Origin of the sequence: uncultured Rhodoblastus sp. (assembly GCF_903903185.1) — a bacterium.
Classification (GTDB): Bacteria; Pseudomonadota; Alphaproteobacteria; order Rhizobiales; family Beijerinckiaceae; genus Rhodoblastus.
Map to the genome: position 1 here is coordinate 32,773 of NZ_CAIUXT010000074.1, position 12,933 is coordinate 45,705.

The window sequence follows — 12,933 nt, forward strand, 5'->3', positions numbered from 1 at the left end:
GAATATTGGCGGCTGCTTTGGCAGGTCAGCGGTTTCGTCCGCGCTGAAACCGCCGCATGCTTCTGCTTTTGTGTTGCGCCAAAGTCGCGGCCGCCGGGTTTTTTCCGCGAATGCGCCGCCGCCGGCTTGACGCTTGTCGCAAGCCGGCGGACCAGGCCGCAGAAGAAAGCGACGACAGGATTGGGGAGAATCGGTCATTCCGGATCGTTTCGACACAGCGCCGGGGATTGATGCGAGGATTTGCTGTTCCGTTGCGTAACTCTTTAAATTCAGTTGGTTATAAAACTCTGCAAACGCTTCGAAATTCCGTCGAAGCCGGAGTCTATGCAGGCGACGATCCCGTTCTATCCATCAACGACTTATTTCAAAATGCGGAATTGCCAAAACTTCCTGCGCCTTTTTACCCGCACCGGACAGGTCAACTCTGCCCATAATTCCATTAAGTGCTTGTAGTTGCTTTATCATCGAGCCTAGCATGTCCTCCATTGTTTTCGAGGGAGACGCGCCATGAGACGTTCGTTGGCGCATTTGTGGCTTTCAGCAGGCGTCGCATCGATGGCGACAGCGCTTTGCATTGAAGCGGCGTGGGCGGAATCCCTCAACGATGAGGCGGCGCTCGCGGCCGGCGGCATCGGCAAATACTATGACGACGCCGCAGTCTACGCCCGAGTGCTGAATGGGCAGCCAGCCGGCGGCGTCGCCGCCTATTTTGTCGACGGAAACGCCTTCTCGGACGTGGTTGCGCTAACAAACAAAATTGAGGACAAGAAAAACCCTGGCCCTGACTGCACCGGGACTTTGATCGATGCTCGAACGATCCTGACGGCGGCGCACTGCAAGTTCGACCCGGCGACCGACGTGATCGTCACCACGTCGAAGGGCGTCTCCCAGAAAGTCCTCGTAACAAGCGTCTACTCCCACACGGGCTACCGCTCGGAGAGCGGGGCCGCCGACATCGCCTTGCTATCGCTCGCCAAGCCGGTGACCGGGATCACGCCCGCGACTTTGGTGACGTCGCTGGATTCGCCGCCGAGTTCAAAGTCGCTCGTCGGCAGACAGTTCGTCAGCGTCGGGTTTGGCATGATCGGCACGGGAACGAAGTCGCCCGGCAACAACACCGAATACTACCGGCTCGCGACGACCGGGACGATTGGCGCCTACGCGCCCGGGAACACTTTTATAAAAGTGGCGACCTACAACCCCAATCCGCCGGAAACCTGCTCGAACAAGGTAGGCACGCCAGACTGTATATGGGGACATTCAGCCCAATATTATTTTGCAGCTCAGTTCCAGAATCTCAATTCCAACAATCCTGCTCCCACTCCAAATCCAAATTATTTCGGTCGGACAAAAAGCTCAAAGCCGGGTTACTATACGTTCGAAGGCGCCGTCGCGGGCGGCGACAGCGGTGGCCCGCTTTTTGTCGTCATCGATGGCCGTCTGGTCGAAATCGGCATCGTTGGAGGGGGAAGCAATCCAGTCGGTAAAGACGGCCAGTATGGCGACGTCAATCTCTGGACGCCGCTCAGCCGGTTCTCCAGGTGGCTGGCGCGCAACAACCCATTGCGCACCGTCACCGCCGTTGCTGGGTCCCACGACTGGAGCGATGCCGCCGCCTGGAAGGACAACGCCACGGACCGTATCTATGGAAAGAAAGGCGTGGCGCCCGACAATACCGATTCGGCAAATGAAACGAACGTCGCCCGCTATTACAACGTCGAGTTGAGGAACGATGGGACCATCACACTCGACAGGAATGTGACCATCGACAAGCTGACCGTGTCCGGAATGGAATCGGTTTTGGTCCTGCAGACCGGAACCTCGCTGACAACGGTGCTGAACACGAGCCTCTCGGCGGGAAAACTCAGTTTCACTGGCGGCGCCCTGGTGTCTCCGGAAGTCGGCGTCACCGGCGGCGTCGTGACCGGAAACGGGACGATCGTGGCGACGGGCGGCAATACCGGGGTTTGCCCCACCGGCGTCTGCAACACCGGCGGCGTATTCGCGCCCGTCGGCACGTTGAAGATCGAGGGCAATTATACCCAGGGTCCGAAGGGGACACTCTCGGTTGTCTTCGGTTCCGCCGGGCCGGACAAACTGGACGTGAGCGGGGATGTCACCCTGGGCGGCGCGCTGCAGGTCAAGCTTGGCCCGTTGACCAGTCCGGTCAAGAGCGGCGTGACCTCTACAATTGTGGATCCGAAATCGGTGACCGGGAACTTCTCTTCGGTCACAACCAACCTGTCGGAGTTCATCAGCGACAAGGTCTCCTATGAGCAGAAAGACGTAAAGCTGTCGTTGATTCGCAGCGCCAGCTACGCCTCCGTGGCCGACCGGAAAAATCAGAAAGACTTCGCCAACGGCCTGAGCGCCGGCCTCGCCACCGAAACCCTGACGCCGGACATGAACGGCATCCTCGGCAGGCTCGACGGCGCCCAGACCGCCGACGAAGCCAGACATTTCTTCGATCAGGCGGACGCGGACGGGGGCGAGGAAGACGTCGTTGGCAACCAGCTGCTGGCGAACCTCGCGGCGAACCGCGTCGTCGGCGCCGCGCTCGACCGCCACCTCGAAGTGATGAGCGACGACGACGCGCTCGAAGCGCGCCGCGCGGCCGGTCTGCACGGTCTCAGCTTCGACTATGGCCGCGCCACCGGACTCGGACTGACCCCATCAGCCAGCGATCCCGCCCCCGGCGACGCCGCGCTCCCGGCGGCCAAAGGCCCGTCGCCGGCGCCGGCGCCCGGCGTCGGCGGATGGGCGCAGGCGATCGGCGGCTGGCAGAACCTCAGCGGCGACAACAACGCCTATGGCCTGTCGCAGACCCTCGGCGGGTTTGTCGGCGGCGTCGACATCAACCCGTTCGGCGGTTGGGACCCGAACTTCAAGGGCGGCGTCGCCTTCAGCTATCTGCATGGGTCGCTCGGCAGGGGCTCGGAAACCGGCTCGACCAACGCCTACAGCGGGTACGTCTATGCGACGCAGCCGTTCGGGCGGGCCTACGTCGAAGGGCGCGCGGGCTTCGGCATGACGCAAATGTCGACGATCCGGCGAATCACCGCGCTCGGCCTCGATCGAACGGCTTATGGCTCCGCATCCGGAAACGACTGGTCGGCCGCGCTCGGCGCCGGCTATCGCTTCAGCCAGCACCTTTTCAACATCGAGCCCTCGCTTCATGTCGCCTGGGATCAGGTCGGGCGCCGCGCCTATACCGAAACCGGCGCCGGCGCCCTGAACCTCGCGATCGAAAACAATATGCTCAACGCCCTGCAGTTTTCCGCCGGACTGCGGATCAACGCCAATTTCGCCCTCGGCAACGGACTCGCGGCCCAACCGGAACTGCGCGTCCGCTATGCCTACGACGCGCTCAATCTCGTCCCGGCCACCACGGCAAGCCTGGTGGGCATGCCGGGCATCCCATTCACGTTCGAAGGGGTGAACGTCGGACGCAGCGCCGCCGTGCTCGGCGCCAGCCTGACCGTCGTCCGCCGCAACTCCGTGGCCGTTTTCGCCGACTATAATGCGGAGTTGCGCCAGCACGAGACCGCGCAGGTTGTCATGGGCGGCGTGCGGATCGTCTGGTGAACCGCCATCGCGGAACCGCGGCGTGAAACGCAAAACGTCGCCGCCAACCGTTCGCCATCATATTCCCGATCGTCGCACCCGCGCGAATTGCGGCCGCGCGTCGAGATCGGGTTCAAAGATCTGTTGCTCCGCCCGCCTCGGGTTGCGGACCGGAGGGCTTCGATTCGTCGGCGTCGAGCCAGGTTGAAATCAGCTCCCAGGTCACGGCGAGGACGATCGGGCCCAGAAAGAGCCCGGTGACGCCGTAGGAGAGCGTCCCGCCGATGACGCCGAACAGGATGACGATCAGCGGGGTCGAGATCCCTCGAGTCATGACCAGCGGTTTTAGAATATTGTCGATGACATTGACCGGGAGCATGTAGAGCGTGAACAGCAATGCCGATTTTGTGTCCAACGCCATCCACGCCCAGCCCATCACCGGGAGTATGATCACCGCCCCCCCGATCTGCACGATCCCCAGCACCAGCACCGCCGTGGTCAGCAACGTCGCGCCGGGAACGCCGGCTACCGTGAACCCGATGCCGGCGAGTGTCGCCTGCAACGCGGATACGCCGACCACACCGCGCGCGACGGTGCGGATCGTGGCGCCGGTCATGCTGACGAATTTGTCGCCCCGCTCGGGCGAGAGCCGCCGGGCGACCGACCGGACCGATTCCACCATTTTGGGCGCCGGCGCGAACAAGAACCCGGCAACGCAGATGGCGGCGAACAGCCGCAGCGCGCCGGCCCCCGCGCCGGCGGCGATGGCGAGCAGTCCCGACGCGGCCGAATGCAGCTGCGGAGCGACCTTCGCCGCCGCCGCCTTCAGGTTGGTCGACGCCAGCATCCAGAATTCATAGAGCGGCCCGCCGATCAGCGGCCATGACTTGATCTCGGCCGGCGGCGGCGAAAAGATTTTGGGATCGACCCAGTCCGAAAGCAGCCGAAGCGAATCGACCAGCCCCCCGATCAGCCACAACGCCGGCCCGACGACAACCACGAGGCAAATGAAGGTCAGCAGGGCGGCGGCCAACTTCCTGCGTCCTCCGAGCGCGGAGGCGAGCCTTTCATAGGCGGGATAAAGCGCGACGGCGAGAATCACGCTCCAGGCGACGATCGTCAGAAAGGGCTGAACCAGCGTGAACGACCAATAGGCGAAGGCGCCGATGGCGCAAAACCTGAGAATCCAGTCGATGGAGACGGGTGGAGCGCTTTTCGACGCGCTATCCCGACGATTGGCTTGATAAGACATGCGCGCCCCCGAAACCCGCAAAAGATGAGCTTAACAAGCTCAACCCCTTATGCCGACGCGCAGACCGGGCGACGGGCGTTCCTGCAACACTTCGCGGCGGAAGCGGAACAGCGCCGCCGGGCGCCCGCCGGTGGCGTGCGACATTTCACCGGTCGCCTCGACCACGGCGGCGGCTTCGACGAGACGGCGGAAATTCTGCTTGTGCAGATGGCGCCCCGATATGGCCTCGACCGTGGTTTGCAGCGCGGTCAGGGTGAAACTTTCCGGCATGAGTTCGAAAATCACCGGGCGATATTTCATCTTGGCGCGCAGCCGGCCCATGGCGGTGGCGAGGATGCGGCGATGGTCGGCCTGCATGGACTCCCCCAGCGGCGGCCAGTTGGCGACGCCCGGCGCCGGTTCGCGCCCGTCGCGCGCGCTTTCCTCGACCAGTCCGGCCTCGTAGAGCAATTCATAGCGGTCGAGCACGTTGTCCTCGTCGAAACGGTCGCCCTCCTCGCCGAATAATTGCCGCATCCGCTCGATCCGGGTCAGACCGCGCCGGTGCGTCGAGGCGCCGGCGTCGCGCCCGCGCTCGACGAAAGCGCGCAAGCCCGGCATGATGGTCGAGTCGATCAAGGCGGGGCGGCCGTTGCGCCAGTCCTCCCAGGGGAAGAAGCGATACCATTCGCGAAAGCCCGCGCCCGGCGCCGTGGCGAGATCCTCGCGCAAAAGCCGGGTCAGCGCCAGATAGCCGACCGATACTTCATGCGGATCGCGGCTGCCGGCGCGGCTTTGGCGGCCCCGGTCGCCGAATGTATAAAGCTGTTCGACATAGCCGACCGGCACGCCGGTCTGTTCGGCCACCCAGGCGCGCAGGCCCATCTCGAAAGTGCGGTGATGGAGCGGATCGAAGGGACCGGATGGCAAGGCCGCGCCGGCGCCGCGCAAATCCCTGCCGTCGGCGCCGCGCGCCACCAGAATCAGCGGCGTGTCGCCGCGCACCGCGACAATGGCCGCCGTCAGGCCGATTTCGACGGCGATCGAAGGATGGGGTAAGTCTTTCATGCCGTCTCCATCCAGAAAACCTCGCCCTCGAAACAATCCGCGCCGCGCCCGATCGACTCGATCGCGGCCACCATCCGGCCATCGCGCGACAATAGCGCGTCGGCGAGTTCCACCAGCCGCTTGTTTGGCGTGGCGGACGGCGAAAGCCGTCGCAAATTGCGCGCGATCTCGATTTCCGGCGCAGCTTCGAGCGCGCAGAGCCCGATGAAAGCCGCCGCCGGCGAACGGCTGACCCCGGCATAGCAATGCACGACCAGCGGCCGGGCGCGGTCCCAGTTTTGGAAAAAGGCGATCAGGCTTTCGACATGCCGGCTTTCGGGCAGCACCTGCCCGGCCATTGGCGCAACGATGTCGGACAGGCCGATCGCCAGATGGCGGTCGCGCGCGATCGCCGCCAGCCGGGGCGCCCGATAGGGCGGGCTGAGCAGCGACACCAGCGAATCGGCCCCGCATTGCGCGACCACCTGCTCGACCCGGCTCAAAGGGCAGACATAGACGAGGCCCATTCACCGCCCCCCGTCGAAATCTTGGAAGCGGCGCAGAAAAATCGCCTGCGCCGCTTCCGGCGGCATTGGCGCCAGCAGGGTTTTCAGACGATTCGGCTCGATGTCCGGGGCGCCGAACAGCCGCGCCGCCTCGTCGGCGTCGAATCCGGCGTAAAGCGTGGCCTCGAAATAGGCCGAAATGCGGTCGGCCCGTTTGGTCAGGCGGCGCAGCGCCGGCGCGGGCTCGGGATTGAGCGAGAACCGCAGCAGGATGGCGCGCTCCAGCCGCGCCTCGAACTCGCGGTAGGCCTCGCCGAGCGCCGCCTTGAACGGCGAGATCATGTCGCCGATGACATATTCCGGCGCATCGTGCAGCAGCGCGAACAGCCGCCAGCGCGCAGGGGCGGCGGGATCGAGCAGGCCGAGCACTTCCGCGACCAGCACGGAATGCTGCGCCACCGAGAAAATCACCCCGCCCCGCGTCTGGCCGTTCCAGCGCGCGACGCGGGCGAGGCCATGGGCGATATCCTCGATCTCCACGTCGAGCGGCGACGGATTCAAGATGTCGAGCCGACGCCCGGAGAGCATCCGTTGCCAGGCGCGCGGGCTTTTGCCGTTCATCCGCGCCCCGTCTTTTGGTAAGCGAGCTGACAGGCCTCATGTCTATGGCAATCGACGAGGTGGTCGTTGACCATGCCGACCGCCTGCATGAAGGCGTAGACGATGGTCGGGCCGCAGAATTTGAAGCCGCGCTGCTTGAGATCGCGCGCCATTTTTTGGGAGGTTTCGGTCAGGGCCGGGACTTCCTCCATCGCGCGAAAGGCGTTGACGATGGGCCGCCCCTCGACAAAATCCCAGATATAGCCGGAAAAACCCCGGTCGGCCTCGATGTCGAGATAAAGCCGCGCCGCGCCGACGGCGCCGAGGATCTTGGCGCGGTTGCGGACGATGCCGGCGTCCTGCATCAGAAGCGCGATTTTGGCTTCGTCATAGGCGGCGATTTTCCGCGCGTCGAAACCATCGAAGGCGGCGCGGAAATTGTCGCGCTTGCGCAGGATGGAAATCCACGACAGGCCGGCCTGAAACCCATCGAGCAGCAGCTTTTCGAACAAGGCGCGCGAGTCGAATTCGGCCACGCCCCATTCCTCGTCATGATAGGCAAGGTAGGCCGGATCGCAGCCCGGCCAGGGGCAGCGATGCAGCCCGTCGGGATGTTCCCGAACGATTCGTTTCGGCGCGTCGGTCATGCGCCAGATTTAGCCAATCCGGAGGGTTCCGCCAATGGCGCCCTGCGGCGCGCCAGCGCGTCGAGCGACTTTCGGGCCAGAAAATCGCCGCCCGATCACATCAGCCGCAGCCGCGTCTCGCCGCTGACCAGGACCTGGCCGGTCTGCGCCGCTTCTTCGGCGCGGTCGAGGCGCAACAGCGCCAGGCCGCGCGCGCCGGCGCTCGATCCCATCACGCCGACACGCAGATCGCCAGCCATGACGGCGGCGCCGGGCGTCGCCGGGGCGCCTTCGAGAGTGACCTTGATCACCCGGTTGCGGGTCAAGCCGCGATATTGCATCCGCGCCACCACTTCCTGCCCGACGAAACAGCCTTTCTTGAAATCGACGCCATTGAGCTGGTCCATGTCGGCCTCATGCGGAAAGGCGTCGCCATAGACGAAATCGACGCCGCCCTCGGGAACGCCAAGCGCAATGCGATGCGCGTCATAAGCGGCGATTCCGGCGTCGCCGCCAAAGGTCAGCATCACCGCTGCGATGTCGGCAGCCGGCGCGACGAGGCGCGCGCCCATGTCGGGATGGCGGCTGTCCTGCGCGCCCTCGGCGACGACGCCGCCATAAAGCGCGATCACGCCAAGCGACTCGCTGAGGTCGGCGATCTCGACCTTCGCCCGCAATTTATACATCGACAGGCGCTTGACCAGTTCCGGGATTTTCTCGCGCTTGACGTCGAGCAGAATGGCGTCGGGCCCATTGGCGCAAGAATTGGCGGTCATCAGAAAATCGAACAGGATCTTGCCCTGTGGCGTCAACAGCGCCGCCCAGCGCGCCTCGTCGGCGCCGAGCGTCACGACATTGCCGGTGACCAGCCCTTGCAGGAAGGCGCGCGCTTCCGCTCCGCCGACGCGAACGATACCACGATCCGACAAATAAGACGCTTTCATGCCATTCCCCGTCGTCCGCCGGCCCGACGAGGTCCTGCCTCCGGCCTGTTCCGCCCCTGTTCCAGCCAATCCGCCCATTGTTTCATGGCGAAAGCCGTTATGATAACGCATGCATGCAAGCTTCGGTCCGTAGCCGCGGCAAAATTTCCGGAAAAAGCCTCCATGACTGCGAAAAATTTCGATTTCATCCTGCGCGGCGGCCTGGTGGTCAATCACGACGGCGTCGGCCCGCGCGACATCGGCATTCGGGCTGAAACCATCGCCGCCATCGGCGACCTGTCGCTGGCGAGCGCCGGAACGACCATCGATTGCGACGGCCTGCATATCCTGCCGGGCGTCATCGACACCCAGGTGCATTTCCGCGAGCCGGGGCCCACCCACAAGGAAGATCTCGAAACCGGCTCGCGCGCCGCCGTGCTTGGCGGCGTCGTCGGCGTGTTCGAAATGCCCAATACCAATCCTTTGACCACGACGCCGGAAGCGCTGGCCGATAAAGTGGCCCGGGCGACCGGGCGGATGCACTGCGATTTCGCCTTCTATGTTGGCGGCACCCATGAAAACGCCAAAGATATCGCGGAGCTGGAGCGCCTGCCCGGCGCCGCCGGCATCAAGGTCTTCATGGGGTCGTCCACCGGTTCGCTGCTGGTCGCCGACGACGCCGGCGTGACCGAAATCCTGCGTCATGCGCGCCGCCGCGCCGCCTTCCACAGCGAGGACGAATTTCGCCTGATCGAACGCATGGGCGAGCGCGTCCCCGGCGATCCCGCCTCGCATCCGGTCTGGCGCGACGTCGAGACCGCGATGGCCTGCACCCGGCGTCTCATCGCCATCGCCCGCGCGCAGCGCGCGCGCATCCACGTGCTGCATGTCTCGACCGGCGAAGAGATCGAGTTATTGAGCCGGCACAAGGACATAGCCAGCGTCGAGGTGACGCCGCACCACCTCACCCTGTCGGCGGACGACTACGCGACTTTGGGGACGAAAATCCAGATGAACCCGCCGGTGCGCGACAAGAGCCATCGCGAGATCCTCTGGCGGGGGCTCGACCAGGGCGTCGTCGATGTGATCGGCTCCGACCATGCGCCGCATACGCTGGAGGAAAAGGCGAGAGCCTATCCCGACAGCCCCTCCGGCATGACCGGGGCGCAGACGCTTGTGCCGATCATGCTCGACCATGTCGCGGCGGGGCGGCTGACGCTGCAACGCTTCGTCGATCTGACCAGCGCCGGCCCGGCCCGGCTGTTCCAGATCGCGCGCAAGGGGCGCATCGCGGTCGGCTTCGACGCCGACCTGACCATCGTCGATCTGAAGCGGCGCGAAACCATAAGAAACAGCTGGATCGCCTCGCGCTGCGGCTGGACCCCCTATCACGGCAAGCAAGTGACAGGCTGGCCGGTGGGGACCTTCGTGCGCGGCGCCCGGGTAATGTGGGAGGGCGAGGTCTTGGCGCCCTCGACGGGCCAGCCGATCCGCTTTCTGGAGGCTTTGTGACGCCGCCGCCCGGCGTCAGTCCTTTGGCGGCTTGCGGCATACCCGCAGGTAGGGGTGCTGGAAATCCCAGGTGCTGATCGGGACGCGTTTCCTGAAGACGCAGTTCTGCTTGCCGGCATGATCGGCATAGACCGTCATTTCATGCAACTGGTCGGCGTCGCGCCAGTTTCTCTCCAGATAGCCGTTTGGATCGTATTTATACAGACCCGAGGTCCAGTAGGAACCGGGGTCAATGGGGCCGGGATCGACATCCCAATAGGCCGTGCCATTGGCGTAGCGCATTTTTTGCGCCTGCGCCGGCGATGTCAACGCCCAGCTTGCGAAGACGGCGAGCGCCACAACGCCGGCCAACTGAATTTTCAAAAGCCAAGCCTGATGATTCATGCGATCGGCTCCTTGTCGCCGCGCCCGCCGACGGCGCCATGCCCGCATCCATTGCATATAGGCAAAAATTGCGGCGGCGCGAGACCCGATCGAAGAACAACGCTTCAGAATTTTTGTCCGAACAGCTGTTCGAAAAAATTGCCGCTTTCCGCGGCCGGACGCGGGCGGCGGCCCGGCGGCGAATTGGGAATGTTTTCCGGCGGCGTCGGCTCGTCGTCGCGTTCGGGCGCATCGGCCACGACCCGGCCGGGACCATTGATCGCCATCGGCGCGCCGGGATTTGACGTGTCCATATGGACGGCGGCCAGACGCGGCGGCGCGGCGGGCGGCGGCGTCGGCTGCGGCCAAAGCGACGCCGCCAGCCCCGCCGCCAGACTTTCGCTGCGCCAGCCCCCCGTCGGCAGGCCGGCGACGACCATTCCCTTCAACGCCTCGCGCATGTAGCGCGACCAGATTTCGACCGGCAGATTGGCGCCCGAGGCTTTTTTGGTCGGCGCATTATCGTCGTTGCCGAGCCAGACGCCGGTGACGAGCTGGCTGGTGTAGCCGACGAACCAGGCGTCGCGGTAATCCTGGCTGGTGCCGGTTTTCCCCGCCGCCTCCCAGCCCGGCAGGTCGGCTTTCTTGCCGGTGCCGATGGTCAGGGTCTGCTCCAGCATGGCGTTCATCATCGCCACATATTGCGGATCGACGACGCGCCCGTTGCTTGAGCCTTTTCGCGCGTAAAGCAGCTTGCCGTCCGCCGTCCGCACCTTGGTGACGATGTGCGGCTGCACGCCGATGCCGCCATTGGCGAAGGGGACGTAGGACGAAACCAGCTCCAGCGGCGTGACCTCGGAAGTGCCGAGCGCGATCGAGGCGTTGGGCTGCATTTCCGAGACGATTCCGAGCCGATGCGCGGTCTGGATCACCGCGCGCGGACCGACCTCCCGCCCCAGCCGCACCGACACCGTATTGAGCGAGAGAGCCAGCGCCGTGGTGAGGTTGACCGGGCCCAGGTATTTATGGGTGGAATTTTCCGGCCGCCAGCCGTTCACATCGATGGGCGCGTCGTCGCGCACACTGTCGGGCGTCAGGCCATGTTCGAGCGCGGTCAGGTAGACGAAGGGCTTGAAGGCGGAGCCGGGCTGGCGCCGCGCCGAGACCGCGCGGTCAAACTGGCTGTCCTCGTAATCGCGCCCGCCGATCAGCGCGCGGATGGCGCCGGCGCTGTCGAGCGAGACCAGCGCGCCTTGCGCCACGCCATATTTCCCGCCCTGCCGGTTGAGCACATCGACGAGCGCGCGTTCGGCGGCGGCCTGCATCGCCGGATCGATGGTCGAGGTCACGACAATATCCTCGTCGATGGCGCCGATGGTGTCGTCGAGCACGTCCATGACGTAGTCGGCGGCGTAATTGAGCGAGCCGCCGGCTTTCGCGCGCACCGCATGGGCCGGGTGGGACAAGGCCACCTGCGCCATGGCCTCGGTGATATGGCCCTCCTGCGCCATGGCGGCGACGACCTGGTTGGCGCGCTCGACCGCCGCAGGCTCATTATGATTGGGCGCTAGCTTGCTCGGCGCCTTCATCAGGCCGGCCAGCATCGCCGACTCGGGCAGGGTGGCGAGCCTGGCCGAATGGCCGAAATATTTCTGCGCCGCCGCATCGACGCCATAGGCGCCCGAGCCGAAATAGACGCGGTTGAGGTAGAGTTCGAGAATCTGGTCCTTGGAATAGCGATGCTCCAGCCAGAGCGCCAGAATGGCCTCCTGAATCTTGCGCGAGACCGTGCGCTCCTGAGTCAGGAACAGGTTTTTCGCCAATTGCTGGGTCAGGGTCGAGCCGCCCTGGACGCCGCCCCGCCCGAGCGCGTTGCGAAACAGGGCGCGGACAACCCCGACCGGATCGAGGCCCCAGTGGCTGTAGAAGCGGCGGTCCTCGATGGCGACGAAGGCTTTCGGCAGATAGGGGGGCAGGTCCTGCAGGCGGATCGCCGCCCCGCCGGTGTCGCCGCGATTGGCGAGCAGGGAGCCGTCGACGCCGAGCACGGCGATATTGGGCGGGCGCTTGGGCACTGCGAGATGGTCGATATGGGGCAGTTGCGAACCGTAATAAATGACCATCCCGCCGGCTCCGATCAGGCCCCAGACGGCAAGGACGAAGCCCCAATAGACCAGCCGGCCGAGGCCGAAACCCTTTTTGCCGCGCGCCGGCTTTTCGGTTCTTTGGGCTCGTCTCGGACCGCGCGGCTCCGCCTCGACGCGCGGCGCGCGGCCGGAATCGGCTCGGGCGGCAAAGCCAGGCTCGATTCGCTCGCCGCCCGATTTCTTTCGCGCCATGATGCCGCTGTCCGAGTCTGTAAGGTGAGGAGCATGGAGAAGTGAAAGGCGTGTTTTCAATTTAAAGGGGGCGAATTAAGGGCCGGTTAAGTGTTTTGCCGCCGCGCTCGATTTGGGGCTGGGCGCCGCATCGGCTAAAATCTTGGGCTCACGTCCTTGCTTTGGCGGCGCAGCCGCTGCAAAGTTGCGCCCCCGTAAAACCTCCGGTTTTTTCTGCATTCG

At 64.8% G+C, this 12,933-nt stretch carries 11 protein-coding genes; 3 read left to right on the forward strand and 8 right to left on the reverse strand.

Annotated elements, in window-relative coordinates:
- Window positions 1-56: 56 nt before the first annotated feature.
- On the forward strand, window positions 57-434 hold the full coding sequence (locus QZY01_RS06955) for a hypothetical protein (protein WP_294535085.1): 378 nt from the start codon (window positions 57-59) through the stop codon (window positions 432-434).
- Between the two features lie 121 nt (window positions 435-555).
- The gene (locus QZY01_RS06960) at window positions 556-3,585 is read left to right on the forward strand and encodes an autotransporter domain-containing protein (RefSeq protein WP_294535087.1); all 3,030 of its coding nucleotides are present in this window, start codon (window positions 556-558) and stop codon (window positions 3,583-3,585) included.
- Window positions 3,586-3,697: 112 nt separating this feature from the next.
- Here the strand turns inward: QZY01_RS06960 and QZY01_RS06965 are convergent, their stop codons facing one another.
- The 6 genes from QZY01_RS06965 to QZY01_RS06990 form a co-directional block, all read right to left on the reverse strand.
- Window positions 3,698-4,816, reverse strand: coding sequence for an AI-2E family transporter (locus QZY01_RS06965; RefSeq protein ID WP_294535089.1), 1,119 nt, complete (start codon window positions 4,814-4,816; stop codon window positions 3,698-3,700).
- A gap of 39 nt (window positions 4,817-4,855) precedes the next feature.
- Window positions 4,856-5,863, reverse strand: coding sequence for an NAD regulator (locus QZY01_RS06970; RefSeq protein ID WP_294535092.1), 1,008 nt, complete (start codon window positions 5,861-5,863; stop codon window positions 4,856-4,858).
- Window positions 5,860-6,369, reverse strand: coding sequence for a protein tyrosine phosphatase (locus QZY01_RS06975; protein WP_294535093.1), 510 nt, complete (start codon window positions 6,367-6,369; stop codon window positions 5,860-5,862). Before QZY01_RS06975 ends, QZY01_RS06970 begins: the two co-directional genes overlap by 4 nt.
- A complete protein-coding gene (locus tag QZY01_RS06980) occupies window positions 6,370-6,969 on the reverse strand; it encodes an HD family hydrolase (protein ID WP_294535096.1) in 600 nt (199 codons plus the stop codon).
- A complete protein-coding gene (locus tag QZY01_RS06985) occupies window positions 6,966-7,595 on the reverse strand; it encodes a DNA-3-methyladenine glycosylase I (RefSeq protein WP_294535099.1) in 630 nt (209 codons plus the stop codon). The genes QZY01_RS06980 and QZY01_RS06985 overlap by 4 nt, the downstream gene beginning before the upstream one ends.
- A 95-nt stretch (window positions 7,596-7,690) precedes the next feature.
- Window positions 7,691-8,518 carry a folate-binding protein gene (locus QZY01_RS06990; RefSeq protein ID WP_294535102.1) on the reverse strand — a complete coding sequence of 276 codons (828 nt, stop codon included), beginning with the start codon at window positions 8,516-8,518 and terminating at the stop codon, window positions 7,691-7,693.
- 162 nt (window positions 8,519-8,680) lie between these two features.
- Between QZY01_RS06990 and QZY01_RS06995 the strand changes: the two genes are divergently transcribed.
- The gene (locus QZY01_RS06995; protein WP_294535105.1) at window positions 8,681-10,009 is read left to right on the forward strand and encodes a dihydroorotase; all 1,329 of its coding nucleotides are present in this window, start codon (window positions 8,681-8,683) and stop codon (window positions 10,007-10,009) included.
- Between the two features lie 15 nt (window positions 10,010-10,024).
- Here QZY01_RS06995 and QZY01_RS07000 read toward each other — a convergent pair whose 3' ends face one another.
- Window positions 10,025-10,393, reverse strand: coding sequence for a hypothetical protein (locus tag QZY01_RS07000; RefSeq protein WP_294535108.1), 369 nt, complete (start codon window positions 10,391-10,393; stop codon window positions 10,025-10,027).
- Window positions 10,394-10,497: 104 nt separating this feature from the next.
- Window positions 10,498-12,711 (reverse strand): PBP1A family penicillin-binding protein, encoded by a 2,214-nt coding sequence (locus tag QZY01_RS07005; RefSeq protein WP_294535110.1) that lies wholly within the window; start codon window positions 12,709-12,711, stop codon window positions 10,498-10,500.
- Between the last annotated feature and the right edge of the window lie 222 nt (window positions 12,712-12,933).

Excerpts from the sequence above, each read along its gene's own strand:
- QZY01_RS06955 (WP_294535085.1), top strand. The coding sequence starts at position 57 with ATGCTTCTGCTTTTGTGTTGCGCCAAAGTCGCGGCCGCCGGGTTTTTT.
- QZY01_RS06960 (WP_294535087.1), top strand. The coding sequence starts at position 556 with ATGGCGACAGCGCTTTGCATTGAAGCGGCGTGGGCGGAATCCCTCAAC.
- QZY01_RS06965 (WP_294535089.1), bottom strand. The coding sequence starts at position 4,816 with ATGTCTTATCAAGCCAATCGTCGGGATAGCGCGTCGAAAAGCGCTCCA.
- QZY01_RS06970 (WP_294535092.1), bottom strand. The coding sequence starts at position 5,863 with ATGAAAGACTTACCCCATCCTTCGATCGCCGTCGAAATCGGCCTGACG.
- QZY01_RS06975 (WP_294535093.1), bottom strand. The coding sequence starts at position 6,369 with ATGGGCCTCGTCTATGTCTGCCCTTTGAGCCGGGTCGAGCAGGTGGTC.
- QZY01_RS06980 (WP_294535096.1), bottom strand. The coding sequence starts at position 6,969 with ATGAACGGCAAAAGCCCGCGCGCCTGGCAACGGATGCTCTCCGGGCGT.
- QZY01_RS06985 (WP_294535099.1), bottom strand. The coding sequence starts at position 7,595 with ATGACCGACGCGCCGAAACGAATCGTTCGGGAACATCCCGACGGGCTG.
- QZY01_RS06990 (WP_294535102.1), bottom strand. The coding sequence starts at position 8,518 with ATGAAAGCGTCTTATTTGTCGGATCGTGGTATCGTTCGCGTCGGCGGA.
- QZY01_RS06995 (WP_294535105.1), top strand. The coding sequence starts at position 8,681 with ATGACTGCGAAAAATTTCGATTTCATCCTGCGCGGCGGCCTGGTGGTC.
- QZY01_RS07000 (WP_294535108.1), bottom strand. The coding sequence starts at position 10,393 with ATGAATCATCAGGCTTGGCTTTTGAAAATTCAGTTGGCCGGCGTTGTG.
- QZY01_RS07005 (WP_294535110.1), bottom strand. The coding sequence starts at position 12,711 with ATGGCGCGAAAGAAATCGGGCGGCGAGCGAATCGAGCCTGGCTTTGCC.